This is a genomic window from Nocardia sp. NBC_01377, assembly GCF_045040005.1.
Classification (GTDB): Bacteria; Actinomycetota; Actinomycetes; order Mycobacteriales; family Mycobacteriaceae; genus Nocardia; species Nocardia noduli.
The window spans coordinates 2,204,822-2,223,608 of the sequence record NZ_CP109566.1; the positions used below are offsets into that span (position 1 = coordinate 2,204,822).

Annotated in this window: 18 protein-coding genes and 1 pseudogene; 5 read left to right on the forward strand and 14 right to left on the reverse strand. The window is 66.0% G+C overall.

Annotated features, from left to right (window positions below):
- Nucleotides 1-23 precede the first annotated feature (23 nt).
- The gene (locus tag OG225_RS09985) at nt 24-1,736 is read right to left on the reverse strand and encodes an acyl-CoA dehydrogenase family protein (protein WP_405181398.1); all 1,713 of its coding nucleotides are present in this window, start codon (nt 1,734-1,736) and stop codon (nt 24-26) included.
- 151 nt (nt 1,737-1,887) lie between these two features.
- Here OG225_RS09985 and OG225_RS09990 point away from each other — a divergent pair, with 151 nt between their 5' ends.
- On the forward strand, nt 1,888-2,148 hold the full coding sequence (locus OG225_RS09990; protein WP_405181399.1) for a hypothetical protein: 261 nt from the start codon (nt 1,888-1,890) through the stop codon (nt 2,146-2,148).
- Between the two features lie 6 nt (nt 2,149-2,154).
- Here the strand turns inward: OG225_RS09990 and OG225_RS09995 are convergent, their stop codons facing one another.
- From OG225_RS09995 to OG225_RS10035, 9 genes are all read right to left on the reverse strand, one after another.
- A complete protein-coding gene (locus OG225_RS09995) occupies nt 2,155-2,778 on the reverse strand; it encodes a TetR/AcrR family transcriptional regulator (protein ID WP_405181400.1) in 624 nt (207 codons plus the stop codon).
- Nucleotides 2,779-2,845: 67 nt separating this feature from the next.
- Nucleotides 2,846-4,171 carry a pyridoxal-phosphate dependent enzyme gene (locus tag OG225_RS10000; RefSeq protein ID WP_405181401.1) on the reverse strand — a complete coding sequence of 442 codons (1,326 nt, stop codon included), beginning with the start codon at nt 4,169-4,171 and terminating at the stop codon, nt 2,846-2,848.
- Nucleotides 4,171-5,691, reverse strand: coding sequence for a decarboxylase (locus tag OG225_RS10005; RefSeq protein ID WP_405181402.1), 1,521 nt, complete (start codon nt 5,689-5,691; stop codon nt 4,171-4,173). The genes OG225_RS10000 and OG225_RS10005 overlap by 1 nt, the downstream gene beginning before the upstream one ends.
- The gene (locus tag OG225_RS10010) at nt 5,688-6,971 is read right to left on the reverse strand and encodes a heavy-metal-associated domain-containing protein (protein ID WP_405181403.1); all 1,284 of its coding nucleotides are present in this window, start codon (nt 6,969-6,971) and stop codon (nt 5,688-5,690) included. Before OG225_RS10010 ends, OG225_RS10005 begins: the two co-directional genes overlap by 4 nt.
- On the reverse strand, nt 6,968-8,161 hold the full coding sequence (locus tag OG225_RS10015) for an aminotransferase class V-fold PLP-dependent enzyme (RefSeq protein ID WP_405181404.1): 1,194 nt from the start codon (nt 8,159-8,161) through the stop codon (nt 6,968-6,970). The genes OG225_RS10010 and OG225_RS10015 overlap by 4 nt, the downstream gene beginning before the upstream one ends.
- A 274-nt stretch (nt 8,162-8,435) precedes the next feature.
- Nucleotides 8,436-8,870 (reverse strand): CBS domain-containing protein, encoded by a 435-nt coding sequence (locus OG225_RS10020; RefSeq protein ID WP_109524524.1) that lies wholly within the window; start codon nt 8,868-8,870, stop codon nt 8,436-8,438.
- Nucleotides 8,871-8,964: 94 nt separating this feature from the next.
- Nucleotides 8,965-10,224 carry a PucR family transcriptional regulator gene (locus OG225_RS10025; RefSeq protein WP_405181405.1) on the reverse strand — a complete coding sequence of 420 codons (1,260 nt, stop codon included), beginning with the start codon at nt 10,222-10,224 and terminating at the stop codon, nt 8,965-8,967.
- 231 nt (nt 10,225-10,455) lie between these two features.
- Nucleotides 10,456-10,635 (reverse strand): hypothetical protein, encoded by a 180-nt coding sequence (locus OG225_RS10030; protein ID WP_405181406.1) that lies wholly within the window; start codon nt 10,633-10,635, stop codon nt 10,456-10,458.
- Nucleotides 10,636-11,273: 638 nt separating this feature from the next.
- Nucleotides 11,274-12,071 (reverse strand): SAM-dependent methyltransferase, encoded by a 798-nt coding sequence (locus OG225_RS10035; RefSeq protein ID WP_216906823.1) that lies wholly within the window; start codon nt 12,069-12,071, stop codon nt 11,274-11,276.
- A 320-nt stretch (nt 12,072-12,391) separates the two neighbouring features.
- Here OG225_RS10035 and OG225_RS10040 point away from each other — a divergent pair, with 320 nt between their 5' ends.
- Both OG225_RS10040 and OG225_RS10045 read left to right on the forward strand, forming a co-directional pair.
- Nucleotides 12,392-12,616: a DUF397 domain-containing protein gene (locus OG225_RS10040; RefSeq protein WP_216906824.1), complete on the forward strand. Its 225-nt coding sequence runs from the start codon at nt 12,392-12,394 to the stop codon at nt 12,614-12,616.
- An 89-nt stretch (nt 12,617-12,705) separates the two neighbouring features.
- Complete coding sequence (locus OG225_RS10045; protein WP_405181407.1) at nt 12,706-13,596, forward strand: helix-turn-helix domain-containing protein; 891 nt, start codon at nt 12,706-12,708, stop codon at nt 13,594-13,596.
- A gap of 274 nt (nt 13,597-13,870) precedes the next feature.
- On the opposite strand, the gene OG225_RS10050 is transcribed toward OG225_RS10045, so the two are convergent.
- From OG225_RS10050 to OG225_RS10060, 3 genes are all read right to left on the reverse strand, one after another.
- Nucleotides 13,871-14,179: a hypothetical protein gene (locus OG225_RS10050; protein ID WP_109524354.1), complete on the reverse strand. Its 309-nt coding sequence runs from the start codon at nt 14,177-14,179 to the stop codon at nt 13,871-13,873.
- A 413-nt stretch (nt 14,180-14,592) separates the two neighbouring features.
- Complete coding sequence (locus tag OG225_RS10055; RefSeq protein ID WP_405181408.1) at nt 14,593-15,252, reverse strand: SDR family oxidoreductase; 660 nt, start codon at nt 15,250-15,252, stop codon at nt 14,593-14,595.
- Between the two features lie 66 nt (nt 15,253-15,318).
- Nucleotides 15,319-15,870 (reverse strand): DUF2599 domain-containing protein, encoded by a 552-nt coding sequence (locus OG225_RS10060; RefSeq protein WP_405181409.1) that lies wholly within the window; start codon nt 15,868-15,870, stop codon nt 15,319-15,321.
- Nucleotides 15,871-15,993: 123 nt separating this feature from the next.
- Between OG225_RS10060 and OG225_RS10065 the strand changes: the two genes are divergently transcribed.
- Nucleotides 15,994-17,121 carry a lipase family protein gene (locus OG225_RS10065; RefSeq protein ID WP_405181410.1) on the forward strand — a complete coding sequence of 376 codons (1,128 nt, stop codon included), beginning with the start codon at nt 15,994-15,996 and terminating at the stop codon, nt 17,119-17,121.
- 5 nt (nt 17,122-17,126) lie between these two features.
- Here OG225_RS10065 and OG225_RS10070 read toward each other — a convergent pair whose 3' ends face one another.
- Complete coding sequence (locus OG225_RS10070) at nt 17,127-17,381, reverse strand: hypothetical protein (RefSeq protein WP_405181411.1); 255 nt, start codon at nt 17,379-17,381, stop codon at nt 17,127-17,129.
- Between the two features lie 256 nt (nt 17,382-17,637).
- Between OG225_RS10070 and OG225_RS10075 the strand changes: the two are divergent.
- Nucleotides 17,638-18,644 (forward strand): annotated as a pseudogene (locus OG225_RS10075) (lipase family protein); the annotation flags it as partial.
- Nucleotides 18,645-18,787: the final 143 nt, after the last annotated feature.

The window sequence follows — 18,787 nt, forward strand, 5'->3', positions numbered from 1 at the left end:
ACCGTGCGGAACGGGGTCGAGCCTCACGGGTTCATTTCGTACGTGCCCGCGTAAGCGGCCACTTCCTCGTCGACGCGGCGGGACCGATCGGCGTCGATGATCGGCTTGCGCAACACGCTCGTCGCCCAATCCTGTTGCGCCACAGTCGATGACGACTTGCCGAACACGCCGATCGCGTACTGGGAGAAATCGCGCACGAAGATCTCGAAGATCGAGTCGACGATATCGTCGGAGGTGCCGACGATCGCGGCCTGCTCCAGGATGAGCTGACCGTAGGGGAGCAGGGTGAATAATTCGCCCACCGCCAGTTGGTAATCCAGGTCGCCGATCTGTTCGTCGGTCGGCGGCGCCTGGACCGGGAATTGCGTGAAACTCTCGGCCAGTTCCAGGAACAGCGCCACATTCGGCAGGTGCCGGAATCCGGCGAACGCGGTGCGCCAGTCGGCGAATCGGACCTTGCCGAGCCCGGCGGCTCCCGGCTGGCGGAACAACGCCTCGTCGTCACCCGGGTCACGACGCACCGGGACCGGGGGCAATTCGGCCGCGTTGTAGAGGAATCCCGGCATGAACTTGAGCGTGAGCGCCATGTTCACGTGCGCCGTACCCTCCAGGCGCGCCATGGAATCGATGGTCGCGCGTGCGACGGCGAAGTAGCTGTCCTTCTCGAAACCCCTGGCGGAGATGACATCGGAGAGTTCACGGAAAACCCGTTCACCCTCCCTGGTGACCTTCATCTTGCCGATGGAGTTGAACATCACGAAGCGCCGATCCTCCGGCGTGGAACTGCGCATGTAGTCGATCGCGCGCTCGTGGTAGAGCTTCATCGCGTTGACGCGGATATAGGACTCGGAAAGGATCCGGCGCACCTGCCCGAATTCGGTGACCGGATGACCGAAGAGGATCTTCGTCGACGCCTGATTGATCGTCTCGTGGAAACAGTGCTGCACGATGCCGAGCGTCACCATGCCGATATTGAATTTGCCGCAGTTGACGGCGGCGAGGGCGACATCGAACGCGCGCCGTCCCGTGTGCAGGACGTCCTCGGCGGAGACCGGATAGTTCACCAGATCGTAGGCGCTGACGTAGTTCTGGCCGTGCACCACGTTCTTGACCAGGACGTAGTCCGGGTGCGCGCTGTCGGCCAGGAACCACACGTAGGCGTCGGGCCCCTCCAGGTCGGTCCGTCGCCCGATGGTCGGCACGAGTCGCGCGACATTGCCGTTGCCGATGTAGTACTTGCCGCCGGTGGCGGTGAATCCGCCGACGCCGTCGGGGGTCAGCAGCATGTCGGTGGCGTAGATATCGGCGCCGTGGTCCTTCTCGGAGAGACCGAACCCGATGATGCCGCCGCGGTCGAGTTCCTCCGCGGCGCGGGCGTGCGCCTTGCCGTTGCGGCTCTGCCAGATGGTGGCGAGCCCGAGGGTCGACACGCCCCACGCGTACCAGTACTGGGAGCCGTAGAAGCCGGTGATCTCGTTGAACCGGGAGATGAACGCGGTATCCCAACGTTTGTCCGGATCGGCGCCCGCGTGCGCTTTCGGTGTCGCCATATAGGCCAGGACTCGGGATTCGGCCAGGAAGGCCATCCAGTCGTCGTACCACTCCGCGCGGTGGGCGTCCTCGGTGAGCGCGACTTTGCCCTTGTCTTCGAAGAATCCGACGACGGCGGTCAGCAGTTCGCGTGTCTTCGGGTGGAATTCCGCGAAGGTCTCGGTTCTCGGATTGAACAACGGCATGGCGGCACTGCCTTTCCTCTGGCTTGTCCACATGTGATGGCGGCTGCCCTCACACTAGAAGTGATGGCAGTCGTGGTCAAATGCCACCCGGTCTCTTTCCGACGTCACGAGGAACTGTGGAAGGCTGCACACGGAGAGAAGAGGAGAAGTGATGGAGTCGCCGCCCGCCGACACCGCGCCGCAGACACCGGCGCTGACCTATCGCGCCCCCACCGAGGACGACCACGCCCGCGTGCCCGCCGTCCTCGACCGGTGGTGGGGTGGACTGGGAGGCGACGACGGCGCCCGACAGCGCGCGGGCCTGCTGCCGCGACTGTTCTTCCAGCACTTCACCGAGGCCGAACAGAGCTTTCCCGGCTACGACGGCCCCGGCACGACACGGGTGACGTTCGTCCGGGTACTCGAGCCGTAGCCGGATCTAGCCGTAGATGCCGCGGTAGGCGGTGATGGTGGCGACGCAGTGGTCGATGATCTGGTCGCGGCCCGCCCGCAACGATCCGTTCAGCCAGGCGGAGAACATGCCCGCGTTACCGCTGGCCATCGTCACCGCGGCGAGCCTGCGTCGTACCGGATCCTCGATACCGGTGAACAGGTGGTCCTGGATGAGCCGGGTGAAGGCGGGCATCACCGCGATCGTGGTCTGGCCGAGGCCGGTGCTGGAATAGGGCTCGACCAGGAACAGCCGGGATTTGCGCGGATCCTCCAGCACCTTGTCCACCAGCAGTTCCGACAGGGCGCGATCCCTCGTCGGATCGTCGGCGACCGCGAACGCCGTCATCGGTTCGAGGAATTCCTCGGCAACCTGCCGGTACAGCACGTCGAGCAGTTCGTCACGGCTGGTGAAACTCTCGTAGAAGTAGCGGTCGGTGAGATTGGCCCGCCGACAGACCGCGCGCATCGTGACCCCGGCGGCGCCGGCCTCACCGATCAGGTCGAGCGCCGCCTCCAACAGTGCGATACGGCGCGCCTCACGTCGCTCGGTGAGCGTCGTCCCGCCCCAGATGCGGGGACCGGCGTCCTCTGATTCCTGACCTGTCTGCACGGTTTCACAGTAATGCGCCGTGGTGGGTGCGCTCGAATCCTGGCCTCGCGGGCCCGGCAGTCCCGGCTCACGCACCGCTTTCCATCGGAAGTCCGGCGTCGCGCCACGCGGTGATACCGCCGTCGAGACCGGCCGCGTCGATGCCTGCCCGGCGCGCGAGCGCGGCGAACCGCAACGACACCTCGCCGACCGGACAGACGAACACCACCGGTCGTGACCGGGCGAACGGCATACCCTGGGCGAACATGTCCTCGAGTTGATCGTCGCGAATATTCAGCGCGCCGGGGACGTGGCCGATCCGGTAGGCCATCGCCCCCCTGGTATCGATGACGAGGGGGTGTTCCCCTGCGTCGAGCCGGACCAGTTCGGCGGGTGTCAGCACCGGTGTCACGGCGATTTCCCCGGCGCTCGGCGGGGTCCGCCGCTCGGGCTTGCCGAAGAGTTCGGGTCTGCGCCGCTTGATGTAGGACAGATACGGTTCGATGCGGTCGCAGACGAGGACGACGGCGACGATCGGATCGTCCGCGCGGTCCGAGAGATCCAGTCCGCCGAGGGTTTCCAGCGCCGCCGCGTAGGCCGCGCCGCTGGTCGGACCGGCCAGGACGCCGTAGCGGGTGGCCAGTTCCAGAGTCGCGTCGATCGCGGCGCCGGATTCCACCGTCACGATGTGATCGTAGAAGTCGGGTCGGAAGAGTCCGACATCCCACATCTCGGTTTCGGAGCGGATGCCGGGGATGAAATCGGACCGTTCGGAGACCACGGCGACGGTGCGCAATTCGGGATTGTGTTTGCGCAGGTAGGTCGCCGCGCCCCGGGTGGACCCGGTGGTGCCGAGCCCGCCGATCAGATAGTCGACGCGCACGCTGCCGTCGTCGGACAGATCGTCGTGGATCTCCCGGCCGGTGCCGACACTGTGCGCCTCGACGTTCTTCTCGTTGGTGTACTGCGACGGATGATGGTACGCGCCGGGCTCTTTGGCCATGGTCGCCTCGATCACCGAATACACGTCGTTCGGGGTCGTCGGATCCGGGCATTCGGACAGTCCGGGAAGTTCGACGATATCGGTGCCGAGGATCCGCAGCAGATCACGGACCTCGCCGACCTTGATCCGATTGGTCACCGCTCGCAGCCCGATACCGTGCATCGCCCCGAGGACGCGCAGCGCCTTGGCGGTATTTCCGCTCGACGCCTCGATGAAGCCGCGGCCGCTCGCGGCGATATCGTCGAGTTCGTCGCGGATCATGGCCCAGGCGACCCGGTCCTTGACCGAGCCGAACGGGTTGCAGGACTCCAGTTTCGCGTACAGTTCGACATTCTCCAGACCGTGCACCCCGGGATCGAGGCGCAGCAGCGGGGTGTCGCCGATCAATTCGGTGATGTGGTCGTAGCGCATCAGATCGCCCCGTTCACCCGGGGAACACCGAGGCGTTCGGCCGCGACCGTCACGTCGGGTTCGTAGTCGGTGTCCAGGCAGGCGTGGAAGACGCCGTCCCGTCGCGTCACCGCCACTTTCGCGGGCGGATGATGCCGGGAGGCGGCGGCCGCGGACAGATCCATGTGGTAAGCGGCGGTATTCGGGAAGGCCAGCAGATCACCCGGCCGGGGACGCCGCGGCAACCAGACCATGTGATTGGTGATCAGATCCCGCTCCAGACACAGGCGTCCCGCGATGTAGACACCGACCGGACCGGTGTCGGCGGTGGCGCGCAACCGCCAGGACGATGTGCCGTCGAATTCGGCGGGCGTCGAACCGAATTCGTCACCGGCACGTGGCAGCAGGATCGGATCCACCATGACCTCCTGGTCGGCGGGCGTCACCGCGTCGCGGCTGATGTCGACATGCGCCAATTCGGTACCGTCGGCGGTCTCCTTCGTGAATTCCACGCGGGCCACGGTGATTCCGGCGTGGTCGACCAGCGCCTTACCCGGCTCGGTCCACAGGGTGAGCAGATTGTCGGTCGCGACCTGCGCGACGCTGCGCCCGCCGTGGTTGTCCAACGGCGCGGTGAGCAGATCGTCGAGCAGACGATCGGCAGCGACGGTGTTGGCGTACTTGTGGAATACGGGTACGCCGTGCACGGCGGCGCCGTCGACGTGATAGCCGAACATGTTGCCCGCCCAGCTCATCGGCGCGCCCCGGCCGAGCAGGGATTCGCGCAGAAGTCCGACATAGGCGTCGAATCGATCCGCGTCGGCGGTGAAGACCTGCCGGAGTCCGCCGCCGATATTCACGACCGAGGGGCTGAGCCCGTGGCCGTACGCCTGTTCGACCAGACCGAGACAGACGTCGAAGGCGCGCACCCGTTCGGCCTGTTCGCCGGAGTCGAGATGGAAGGCGAAACCGAGGAAAGCGAGTCGGTCACGATGGGCGCGCAGCAGATCGAACGCCTCGTCCATCCGGGGCAGCGGCACCCCGAATCGGCTGATCGGCGTGCCGTCGAAGCCCGAGATCCGGAGCAGGACCGGCACCGCCGCGTCGGCGAGTTCGGCGATCCGGCCCAACTCCCACAGATTGTCGACATTGATCGTCGACCCGGTGCCGACCAGATGCCGCAGGAATGTCTCGCCCTTCGGACCGGTCACTTCGATCCGCGCCGATTCGAACCCCGCGTCGACCGCCTCGGCCCACTCCCACGGCGAAGCGACGTCGATCGAGATCCCCGCGCGCTCGGCGACCCGGACGAACGCGCGCGACTGGTTCACCTTGTGCGCGTAGCAGATCCGGTGCCCCGGCACGCGATGATCGAGCACGTCTCGCAGCCGCGCCAGATTCTCGGAGTAGACCTGCGGGAACAACAGATGCACGGGTGATCCGAAGGTGGATACGATCGCCTCGACCGTTTCTCGGCTGTCGAGGAACGCGCGCACCATCGGGTGCAGTTTCGCCGGTAACGTCGGCGCCGATGGGGTCATCCCGCGGTTTCCGACACGTGCGTGGTGACGGGCCGCGTGACGGAAGGCTGCTCGGAAACCGGGTTGTATCCACCGTCGCGGATCGACTCGAAGGCCCGTGCCCGGTTGCGCGGGCTACGGAATTCGGCGACCACTCGCTTGCTGATCAGATCGACCTCACCGACCGCGATATCCATGGACTCGAGGACGCCGGTGATCGTTCGGACGCAGTGTTTGCAGTTCATATCGGGGATGTAGAAGATCCGATCCTCGGCGAGGACGGGGCCCTCGGCGGTCGACTCGTCGATATCCCCCGCGATCTCCTCGATATCGCATCGCACGACCATCTCCTCGAAAACGGCAACCAGGCGTCGCACCACCACCGGAAGGACGCTGTAGTGCGCACCGCCGATTCGATGCGGTACGGCCGCCGGACAGGCCGGTCGGGTGCCGGCGGGCAACAGCGCGTACTGGCGGGAGATGAGGTCGAGGTCGTCGTGGTACTTCGTGATCGCGTCGGTGACACTCAGCCCCTCGACGCCGGTCGCGCGCCGCATGACCGCGTGTGCGTCGGCGATGGTGGCATCCTTCATCGCTCGAAGTGTCGCCACGGATTCGGCGGTGTAGCGCACGGTCCCGTCCGGTTGGGGCGCGAACGTCACCGGGATCATCCCGCGACGGTAGGTCGAGGCCTGTAACTCCCAATACCATCGGGTCGCGACCGCGGGGAAGATCCCCGAATCGCGCATCCCCCTGGCGAATTCGACAGCATCGCGATAGGGGGTCTGCCCTGCCAGCAGCGCGTGCTGGGCAAGCGCGCGACCGGCCGCCTCGATCCCGACCCGGAAGATCTCCAGCGGATCGTGATCGGTGGTCGTCGCCTCCAGGACCTCGTGTTCGGGCGGGCCGAGCGCGGACATCCGTCGGTGCAGAGCGGTATTCGCGGTAAGCGTGTGCCAGAGGTCGAGCACCGTCTCGCGCACGGCGATCGGGACGATCGGTCCGAGACCGTCCGCGCGGTAGTGGCCGGTATTGGGAATGCCGTCACTGTCGGTCCACGCGATACGGTGGGTCGCGGTGGTGACCTGCGCGGTTCGGCACGGACGCATGAACCGTTCGAGGTACAGCCGCTGCGAGTAGGTGAGATGGCTGGCCGGTTCGGTGCGCAATTCGGCGCTGCCGAATCGGATGCGCCGGGGCTCCGGGGCGACCGGTGGCCTGTCGAACAGGCCGGGCTGGGCGAGTTCGGCCAGGATCCGGGACGCGGCCCTCCTGTCGTAGCGCGGGGCGTCGCTGCTCACGAAACCTCCTGGGCGATGGTCCGCACGCACCGGATGAACCGGTCGATCTCCTCGGCGGTGTTGTAGATGTGGGTACTGACCCGCACCGAGTCGACATCCCTCGTGCCGTCCTCGTCGGACACGGTGCAGTGCAGGCCGGTGCGTACCAGGAAACCGAGTTCACTGAGGACGAAACCCGCGTCGGCGGAAGTGATTCCGGTGAGCGTGAACGAGACGATGCCGTACCCGACCTCGCAGGCCGCATAGGCGGGTCCCGGCAGGAAATCCAGTCCGGGCACCTGCCGCAGTCCGTCGATCAGCCGCAGGGTGAGCGCGCGATCGTGCGCGGCGATCACCGCGAGATCGAGGGATTCCAACACATCCAGGGCCGCGCCGAGCGCCAGGATCCCGGGAATATTGTGGGTGCCGCCCTCCATCAGCTCCGGCATCCCGGTCGTGGTGAGACCGGTTTCGGTCAAGCGGACACCGCTGTTGCCGCCGGGCAGGAACGGCAGCAGGCGATCGTGGATCCGGCGGTGGCAGTAGAGAACTCCGGTGCCCGGCGCGCCGAACATCTTGTGCGCGGAGAAGATCGCGAAATCCGCGCCGAGTTCGGAGACGTCGACCGGCAGATGCCCGCCACTCTGGCTACAGTCGAAACACAGCAGCACCGACGGGTCGATCCGGCCGCGCAACTCCTCCAGGGTGGTCCGGCCGCCGAAGACGTGGTGCAGATGACTCGTGGTGACGAGGCGGGTGCGTGCCGTGGTCTTCGCGAGGATGTCGTCGGTATCCGCCTCGCCCGTCACGGTCATCCGATACGGAATCAGGGTGATCCGCCGCCCCGAGCGCGCCAGCAGTTCGCGCAGATGATGCCAGGGATAGACGTTCGACACGTGATCGCCCGGGTTGTAGAGGATCTCGTCACCATCGCGGAGTTCGGCGAAACCCCACGACAGGGCGACCGCGTTGAGCGCGGCGGTCGCGCCGGAGGTGAACACGATCTCGTCGGGATGGTCGGCGCCGACGAATGCCGCGGTGCGCGTGCGGATCCGGGACAGTCTGGTGCCGAGCGCCGTCGCCCACGGATAGGTGCCGCGCCCGGCGTTGGAGGTGTGCGAGGAGTGATAGCGATGGACGGATTCGATGACGGCCAGGGGTTTCTGGGTGGTGGCCGCGCTGTCGAGGTAGACCTCGGTCGAATCCGCCAACGCGGGGAACATCTCTCGGACCGGCACGGTGAGACCGGGGGAGTGCGCATCCCCGGGCGGCCATCGCGTGGCGGTGGACGTGGTCGTGGGCGGGGCGGCGCGCGACCCGGGCGCGGATGACCGCAATGTGACGCTCCCTTCGCAGGACGCGCTGGACTTCACCAACGATACGCACATTTCCGTGGGCCATCGAAGATTTCAGGTGGACAACATGTTTCGCGCGCACGGCACCCGGTCGCCGCGTCCGATGCCCGCGACGAGCCGACGACACCGATCAGTACTGACCCTGCACGTATTCGACGAGGCGCTGGCGTTCGGTGGCCAGTTCGGAGATGGCGCTCTTCACCACGTCGCCGATACTGACGATCCCGACCAATCGGCCGTCGTCGACCACCGGCAGATGCCGGATGCGATGGTCGGTCATGATCCGGCGCAGACCGTCGACCCGGTCGTCGGGCGCGCACACCCGCACATCCGCGGTCATGATCTCCGCGACGGTGATATCGAGTAGTCGTGCGCCGTGTTCGTACATGCTGCGGACGACGTCACGCTCGGAGACGATGCCCGCGATCGCGCGGCCGTCGGACGAGACGACCACCGCTCCGATATTGTGCGCGGCCAATGTGGCGAGCAGTGCGCGCACCGTTGTCTCGGGCGCGACGGTCGTGACGTCGGCGCCTTTCCTGCGCAGGATTTCGGCGATTCGCATATTCACACCATCCAGGGGCACGGGGTTCCAGGATCCCCCGTCACGCCGTGGCCGTCCAGCACGAATTCGACACGGTATAGCGAGACGGTATATCTCAGAGACGTCGGGTCACGCTACGGTCGAGGTCGCGGGCGAGCAACGCGATCGCCGCCTGCGAGATACCCGACGAGGTCGCCAGGTCGATCGTGGTGAGCTGGGCGATGCGGCGCAGTCGATAGTCGACGGTGTTGGGATGGACGTAGAGCTGACGCGCGGTCAGTTGCCGGTTCATGTCGTTGCCGAGGTAGGCGCGCATGGTGTCGAACAATTCCTGGTGGGCGTCGAGCGGCTCCAGGATGGTCGCGATCCGCCGCACGGCGGGTCCGCCGCGTGTCAGCTGATACTCCACCGCCAGATCGTCCATCTGGTACAGGCCCGGTTCGCGTCCGCCGACCCGCACCAGATTGAGTAGTTCGTGTGCTTGATCCGCGGATTCGGGTACCTGATCGGTTTCGGTGACCACCACGGTCGCGGTGATCGGCACCCCGGCGGCCTCGGTGAGCGTGGCCAGGACGTCGGCCGTCAGGGTCGGGCCCGCGTCGGAGACGGGGATGAGCAGTGTCCCGCCCTTGGTGGAGAGCAGGGTCAGCGCCCGCGATTCCAACGAGGTGGCGAGTTCGGACTGTAGCCTGCGCAGTTTGCGCCGTGCGGCGACCTGGGAGTCCACCCGCGGATCACGCTCGTCGGCGTGTTCGGGGATGGACAGCGCCACCACCTCGTAGGAGTCCGCGATCGGAATTCCGGCCTGCCTTGCCAGCGCCGAGCTGCGGCGCCCGCTCAGCAATGCCGAGGCAAGCGTCTGGGATGCCGTCTGATGTTCCCTGGCCACCAGGTGCTGTTCGTCGACGTAGGCATCGGAGACCGCGACCGTGATCGCCTCGAGCAGTTCGAGCATGAGATCGGTCGCGACGAGGAGTTCGTCGACGTCGTCGGCCTTGGCGCGTGCGGTGACCAGGCCGAACGCTATGCGTAGGCCCTGGTGGTAGGCGCGCAGGATCGTACCGAGCGGCACCGCCTCCCTCGCCCATTGCGCGGCGGCCTCGCGCACTTCGCCCAGGCGCGCGTCATCGGGGACCGAGCGCCGGTCGAACATCTCGGCGGCCAGTGCCAGACAACTCCTGGTCATCTTGGTGACGTCTCCGCGCAATTGCTCACCCGGCAGGGTTCGGCACGGTGCCATACAGGTGGCGAAGTATCCGACCATGCGCGAGGCGACCCGGTCTGTGTTCTGCAGCGGCACCGACGCGGGTCGGCCGCCGATCTCGAGCGCCGAGTCCGGCGTTTCAGCGGACAGGTCCAGCGTGGAGAAGGTCATACGTCGCTCCAGTGATTCTCGGGCGTAATACATCTGCGTCCGAATTGTTACATCACTATACGAAATAGTTATGAACCTGGCGAGGGTTCATGGGACATCTTCTGGTACTGGAGAGTTCTCGCAGGGTCTGCGGGACCCGTTGCGGGGGAATCGGATCGAGGGTCGCCTACAAGAGGGCGGCGGCCGCGGGCTTGCCGCGGTCGCCGACGCCCTCGAGGGGGTGGTGGGGGTCTACCCGCCGGCGCGCTCCGCTGCTCCGCCGCTGCGGATTTCGTGCTCGATGGCTACCGCGGCATAGTGCTGACCGCTCGCACGCAACTGGGCGATGCGGTGATGTAAGGCCTCCGTGCCGTAGACGGCGGCGATGTCGGCGATGCCGAGCCTGTGGGAACGGTGTGGTGACTGGTCCAATGCGCGCCTCTGGACTACTGGCGCACCCGAAATCCGCTCGGCGACGTCGGCGCGGGCTCCGGATGCGAAATCCCCTGATCTAACGCGCTCGAGTGTAGGGCCGTGTGTGGTACAAATGCAAGCACATTTGTACGAACATCCGTGTGCGCAAGTGGATTTGCGAGCTACTCGTCGTCGAGGCCGGCGGAGAGATACGCGGCCGCCGCGAGCCACTGGCGACACTGTGGTCCGTGAACCTCGTGGAGGGTGAGGATTTCGCGAGCGCGACGGTAGGTGAGGCCGCCCGGTTCGGCGCCGCAGTCGCTCACCGCTCGTTCCGCGACGGTGCGGGTCCGTGCTACATCAATACCGACGCCGTTGATTCCGGACGAACGGGGAGCGCGAAATGCCTGGCTCATATCGACCGCCCCTCGCTTGCGGCTCGGGGGAGTCGAAGTGCGCGGTGACGCCGGAGAGTTGTCTCGGCGTTATCTCCCCGTTTCACGAGAACGAGTTTATGCGTTCGCACGTTGCGGATGCAAGTACATTTGCAAGAACGCCCACGGTATTCGGAAAAAGCCGCCTGGTATGAAAATAGCGGTTTCCGACCTACCGGTCGGAAACCGCCACGGGCTGCTTCGAATTCGCGGGGAAGCAGCTCAGACTTTGCGGGCGACCGCGCCGTAGGCCGAAATGGGACGGGTCTCGCCGACCTCGGTATCCGCGGCACGCCACTGGGTGATCGAGGTGAAGCCGGGCTCGACCAGGTCGAGGCCGTCGAAGACGGCGCGGATCTGGGCCTGAGGCCGTGGAACATACGGTGTGCCACCGGTTCCGGTGTAGTTCTCGCACAGGGTCACGTAGGCCGGACTGTCGTCACTGCCGTCCCACATCACCAGATGGCTGCCTGCGGGGACGGCGTCGAGCACGGTGTGCACGATGCGCAGCAGTTCGTCGTAGGACTTGGCGTGGCCGAGCACGCCCATGAACATGACGGCGATCGGCTCGTTGAAATTCAGCACGTTGCGGGCGTCGGCGATGATCTGCTCGGGGAAGTGGTAGTCCGAATCCACGTATGTGGTCACACCTTCGGGGGTCGTGCTGGTCAGTAGCGCCCTGGCGTGGGTGAGGACGAGGGGGTCGTTGTCGACGTAGACGACCTTCGATTCGGGTGCGACGCTCTGCGCCACCTGATGGGTGTTCTGCATGGTCGGCAGCCCGGTGCCGATATCGAGGAACTGGCGGATGCCCACCTCGCCCGCGAGGTAGGTGACGGCGCGGATGAGGAACTGGCGCGACTGCACCGCCATGGTGGTGATGTCGGGGTCGACCTCGATGCCGGCATCACCTGCGATGCGGTCGATTTCGTAGTAGTCCTTGCCACCCATCCAGTAGTTCCAGATGCGGGCCGAATGGGGAATATCGGTTCTGATCAAGGGGGAGTTGTCTTCTGACATTCTTCTGGCTCCTCAGCAAGCGTGTTCGGCGGCACGCCGTGAAGGGTGTCGCGAATGGCTGGTACATCCGATGTGCACTGTGACAGTACAAGATTCGGGTCACTCGAGCGGCCCGGATCGGTGACCTGAGCACGGGATTCGTGTGGCCGCAATGGAATGGCTCAATAAAGCCGACCGGTAGGTCTGATCTATTCGGTGCGCCACGGTGAACTCCGTGCTATCGTCCTCGCGTCCGTGCGGATGCAAGAACGTTTGAGCGTGCATCTGCAAGTCCGAAAACACGATTCGTCACTACACCGGTGTGATCCGAGGAGTGGAAAATGCCCGATACATCTGTGCGCAAGATCGAAAGCGCTTGGCGCAAGAGTTCGTTCAGCGGTCCGAACGGTGGGAACTGCGTGGAGGTCGCCGAGGCGTCGGGTGGCATGGTCGCCATGCGCAACTCGCGCGATCCCGAGGGAAGCGTGCTGTTCTACACCCGGCCGGAGATCGACGCGTTCGTTCGCGGTGCCAAAGCGGGAGAGTTCGATGATTTGACTAGCTGAAAGGTAACATTGCGGTCGGTGCGGTGTGTCCTACAGGGGTGCGTATGTGACACACTGATGGGCAACCTCGAGTATCGGAGACGAACTCCATGATCGCAGAACCCGATGACGACGGTCGTGTGCAATCAGTTGTCGCGGAACGTGGTCCGACAGTGCTTCGGATCGCGCTCGGTGGACAACTACGCAGACTCCGGGAGAGCAAGAGTATCTCCCGAGAGGATGCCGGTGAGTCCATCCGTGGATCGCACGCGAAGATCAGTCGCCTGGAATTGGGCCGCACCGGCTTCAAAGAGCGTGATATCCGCGACCTGCTGACGCTGTACGGTGTCATCGATCCGGAAGAGCGCGACGCATTCTTGGATCTGGCGCGGAAAGCGAACGAACCCGGCTGGTGGCACCGCTACAGCGATCTGCTGCCATCCTGGTTCAGTACCTATCTGGGGCTGGAGCAGGCGGCGGGCAAGATCCGTACCTACGAAGCGCATTTGGTGCCCGGCCTGTTGCAGACGCCCGAATACGCCAAGGCGGTCCTCACGCTGGGCACCGACGACGCCGACACCGATCGTCGCGTCGCCGTCCGCCAACGCAGGCAGCAATTGCTGTTCCGCCCCATCGAACCGCCCATCGTGTGGGCGGTGATCGACGAGGCGGCGCTGCAACGGCCCGTCGGCGGCGCGGCCGTGCACCGCAAACAGATGGAACATCTCATCGAGCTGGCCGACGTTCCGAATATCACCATCCAGGTACTTCCGTATTCGGCCGGTGAACATGCCGCCGCGGGAAGCTCTTTCAGCATTCTGCGTTTCGCCGAGCCGGAACTTCCGGATATCGTCTACCTGGAACATCTCACCAGCGCCCTGTATCTGGATCGCAGGCAGGATCTCGCCCAGTATCTGTCGGTGATGGACCGGTTGAGCGTCCAGGCGTTGCCGCCGGAGAAGTCGATCGACATGTTGCGGAAGTACGCGACCGAGCGCTGATACCGGCCTGAAAGAATTGGGTGTTTGCCGATCGAATCGGCAAACACCCAATTTCTTTGTGCGGTGACGAGCGAGGTTTTCGTGGCACACGTCGACTTTCGCGGACCGTGTGGCTGCACAGGGCAACGAGGACACACAACGGTCCCGCCGAAATTCTCGCGGCGCTATTCCGCGTGCCTCTGACGCGTCGATAGTCGATATGTCGACACGAAAAGGCTCATCGGCCTCCACGGCGGTGTGGAAGCCCGACGGCGTGCGGCGGCGTCGGGTGACGCTACTGTTTGATGAAACTGGAGGCGATGCGCCAGAACGTGGCCGGCTGCAAGGCCTTCATATCCCAATCGTCGGCCATCGCGTGCGCGATGGAGACGATCCGGTCGATATCGAAATCGTTCCGGGTGGCGGCACCGGTGGATTCGACCGCGTCGATGACGAAGGCGACCGCGGTCTCCCGCGAGTACGCGATATTTCTGTGGCCGTTGCGGGCCGCATATGTGCTCATAGTTGTCATACCGTTCGCTGGCTGGTCGGCCAGTGCGGCGTCGGCGTACCCGAGCCTGCCGCCGGAAAGTGGTCGGTCCATCTGAAAACCCCTGACATGTGGCGGCAGCAAACCATTGGCGACTCGGCCGTCGGTTCGCACACACGGCCTCCCCTGGTTGTCCCCTGTAAAGCTCTGCGGGACTGAGTTTAGGACCGTCGACCGTGGGTATGCAAGTGCATCTGCACGATCGATTGCATTCGCACGAACCATTTTTCGGGGCGGATTATGAGGTCTGCTCAGCCGAACCGGACGGTTCGTCGAAATATCGACTGTCGATTTGTGACATAACCCTGTCCGGCAGGGGGTGGATCGGGAGGAGGGCGCTGCGCCGCCGCTGTCGATGCGACGTCCGGCTCCGAAGGGTGGTGACCGTCCGTCGGGTGAGGTGGCGGCGTGACGCCGATGCCGGGGCATCCGCAATCCGACACCACCTCAACGGCTATGGCTATCTTTCAGCTAATGGCTGCGGCGATCGCATCGGCGAAGGGGGTGTCGCCGCCGACGAGTTCGAGCGTGGCGCCGGCGGTCGCGGGGGTGTGCAGCAATTCGGCGATGGTGGCGGCGACATCGGCGCGCGGTATATCGCCACGGCCGATCGGCGGCGCACCGAGCCGGACCAGTCCGGTCCCGATGGTATCGACCAGGCGGCCCGGCCGCACGATCGTCCAGTCGAGATCGCGGCGCCGGAGATCGTTCTCGGCCTGCGTTTTCGCGTCGATATAGGCGGCCCACACCTCGTCGGTGCCCGCGGCGGGCGGCTCGCCCGCCCCCATGGACGAGATCTGCACGAACCTGCGGACACCTGCCGCCTCGGCGGCGTCGGCGAGCAGTACCGAACCGTCGCGGTCGACGCTGTACTTGCGCGCCACGCCGCTGCCCGGACCGGCTCCCGCCGCGAAAACCACTGCGTCGGAACCCTTCACGAGCGCAGCGAGTTCGGCGGGAGTGGTCGATTCCAGGTCGACCACGACCGGCCTGGCTCCCGTGGCGAGGACCTCGTCGGCGTGGCGTGGGTCGCGGATGAGACCGTCCACGGTGTCCCCGCGACGCGCGGCCGCCTCGGCCAGCAGCAGCGCGATCTTTCCGCGGCCGCCTGCGATGACGATATGCATCGATCGATCCTTCCTGTCGTAGGTTTCGGTGCTTCCGGTATCCGGGGATCGACCGCGCCGCCGGGCTCAGCGTTCGGGACCGCCGGGATTACACGACGCCGCAACGGTGCCCTGATAACCGACGGCCGGTCGCCACGGTTCGAGATTCCAGCTCGGCTTGTTCGGCTGGACCAGCCTCGCCCAGTCCCAATGGCAGACGAATTGATCACGCATGCCGGGGGTTTCGGCGTCGGGTGAGTGCGCGAGCACTTCCTGCCATGCGCGTTCCTCGTTGCCCGCCGACGTGGTGCGCCTACCCGCGGTGGTCGGGTAGACCAGCAGTCGGGGGCCGTCCACGCTCTCGATCCACTCCACGCGATCGATGAGCGGAAGGTCGGCGTACGGGTCGAATGTCGGCAGTGCGACCGTATCGGTGCCGACGGGAGGGGCGGCCGATGTCGTCGCCACGATCGTCGTTGTCGTCGGCGCCGGGGCGGCGACGGAATCGGCGGAATTCCCGGCGCCGCATCCGGCGGCGACCGATGACATCGCCAGCGCTGCCATCATCACGGCGGTGGCCCGCGGGGAGCGGGTTCGGGGGGTTCCGGCTCGGTGCCGGGCTCTCGGTGTCACGTCCATCCTCTCGATCCTGGCGGTGCCTACTCGAGCGTAGCCATTCCCCGGCATACCCGTGACCGTCGTCGCCGAGCCACAGTATGTGGTGGCTTGCCGAAATAGGCTCGCGGTGGTGATAGTCGATCGATGAGGTGGACTCGGAGAATTTCGGGCACTGCGGCGATGGCGCTGGCGGTGACGGTCGCGCTGTCCGGCCAGGTGTCGGCGGATCCGGCCGACAACCCGGGTTCGGTGATCGAGGTGGGACCGCTGCCGGACGAGGCGTCGGTGCCGCAGGCGAGTGCCGCACACCGCCTGATCTACCGATCGCGCGGTCCGCGCGGTCCCATGCTGAGCGCGGGCGCGGTCTATCTGCCGACGGGAACGCCGCCACCGGGTGGATGGCCGATCGTGGCCTACGCGCACGGCACCGTCGGCATCGCCGATCATTGCGTTTTCACGCTGCGCCCGCGCGACTACTATCTGAAGTCGGTCTATCCGGCGTTGCTGGCGGCGGGGTACGCCGTCGTGATCTCCGATTACGTCGGTCTCGGCACACCGGGCACGCACCCGTACCTGGACGGCCCTTCGCAGGCGCGCAGTGTCATCGACGGGGTGCGGGCCGCCCGCGCCACGGCGCCCGAGCTGAGTTCCCGCTGGGCGGTGCTCGGACAATCCCAGGGCGGCCAGACCGCCCTGTTCACCGCGCATTCCGCCGCGGACGACGCCCCCGAACTCGATTTCCGCGGCGCGGCTGCCACCGGGGCCCCGTCGAATCTGGAACTGCTCGCCCCGCTGTTCGGTCCGTGGATACCGCGACTGCCGCTGCGCAACACGACCGCCTATTTCGCCATGATCGTCGCGGGACTACGGGCGACCGCGCCCGAATTGGATATCGATGGTTATCTGACGCCCACCGGCGCCGCGGTGGTGCGCGTGGTGGAGGAGAACTGCGTCGCGGACGCGGACGCGCTCGTCCGCGATATCGCCATCGGCGATATGCTCGCGCGTCCGCTTCGCGATCCGGCCCTGCTCGAGGCGGTGCGGGCGATGCTGGAGATTCCGATGACCGGGTACGCGACGCCGTTGTTCGTCGGGCAGGGGCTGACGGATCTCGAGGTACCCGCCCCGCTCGGCGCCAAGTTGATCGCCGACCTGACGGCGGGCGGCGCGGACCTGCGGGTCGGCATCTATTCGGGTGATCATCTGGGCGCCGCGAGCCAGGCCTTTCCCGATGTGCTCGCGTTCCTGCGTGGGCTGTTCGACCGGCTGTGAGGCGTTCAGCGCCAGAGCGACCGGCACGGTAGTCGCCGCAGATCGGGGCGGATCATGCCGTCCACGGTGACGGTGAGGCCCGCGTGCACCGCGGCCGTGGTGAACTCCCACGCCTCGGTCCGGGTCGCCGCGTATTCCAGGACGAGGGCGTCCTCGGGAGTCGTGCCGTCGAAGTAGACGGTCACCCGCTGGGTTGGAACTTCCCGCGCGCCGTTCGTCGCCGTGCCGTTCGTCGCCTCGGTTGTCGCAGTGCCGTCCATGCCACCGTCTCCCTTCCGACCAGGCGTGATATCGCCCGCTGTCTACGAAGGTAGGTCGACACCATGGTGAGGAACATGTTCCTGCCGGAGCGCTTGATAAGTCACAGCGCGTCTCCGCGAGCGCTGGGAGACTCACCAGCGGCCCTTCTTCGATCCGCACAATCGAACCGGCGACGTCCTGTGAATTGTCAACACATACCCCACGAACACTGGCGCTCGGGTGGGCCGGTACCGAGGACTGTCCACGACGTCGGCCGATGGGGAGGTACACGTCGTGCGATTCCGTTCGACGAATTCCGAGGGCAAGCCGATCGCCGCGACCACGACGGTGCTCACGCCACGCGCGCACCGCGAAGGCGGTCCGCTGCTGTCGTTCCAGCACATCGTCAACGGACTGGGCGCGGAATGCTCGGTGTCGCGGGTGCTCTACACCGGCGATCCGAATCTGGTCGTCCGCGAGGCGCCCGGGTGGAACGTCCTGCTCGCGCGCGGTTGGAGTGTCCCGCTACCCGACCATCCGGGGCCCCAATTCGCCTACGGCGCGGCCAGACTCGGCGGACAGATCACCCCCTCGACGGGATCAAGGCGGTCAAGCAGGTCGCCGAACTCCGGGTCGCGAAGAGTCCGGTCGCCATGGCGGGCTATTCCGGCGGTGGCATGGCGGTGGCATGGGCGGCGGCCATGGCGCCGCGCTACGCGCCGGAGTTGGAGATCGCGGGCGCGGCGATGGGTGGCGTGCCGATGAACCTGGTGAAGATGATGGAAGGACTCGGGCTCGGTGCGCATCCGGTCTTCGGACTGGCGCTGGCCGCCGGTCTCGGACTGGAACGCGAATATCCCGAACGGTTTCCGCTCAGCGAGCAGCTCAACGAACGCGGTCTGGCCGCGCGCGACGCCATCGCGAACAGTTGCACCAACGATCTCATCGCGACCGGCGCCGGACACGGCGCGGTGGATTTCGCGAAGACGACCACGATGATCGGTATCAGCACCGCCCGTGCGGTGGTGGAGGAGAACAGTCTCGAACTCTACGACGGGGTGCCGAGAACCCCGGTCTTCGAATGGCATTCGCCCATCGATGCCCTCATCCCGGTCGACTCGGTGGTGAACACCGATCGGCGCTGGTGTGCCGCCGGAGTGCGGGTGCAGTCCGAACAGATTCCGGTGCCGGACCATCTCACCGCCGCCGTCATCGGCATTCCATCGGCGCTGAGCTGGCTGGACGCCAGATTCCGTGGGGAGTCGGCACCGACCAACTGTTGAGTGCGCCGAGTAACTGTTGGGGACACAGTTTTCGGGAATTCGGTTCTCCTTGTTGCGATTCGGCGTCGTGACACGCACAACTCGAAAACGGTCGGGCCTGCGCCCGGGCGTGTCGGGTTAGCCTGAGTGCTCTGCGACCGGCA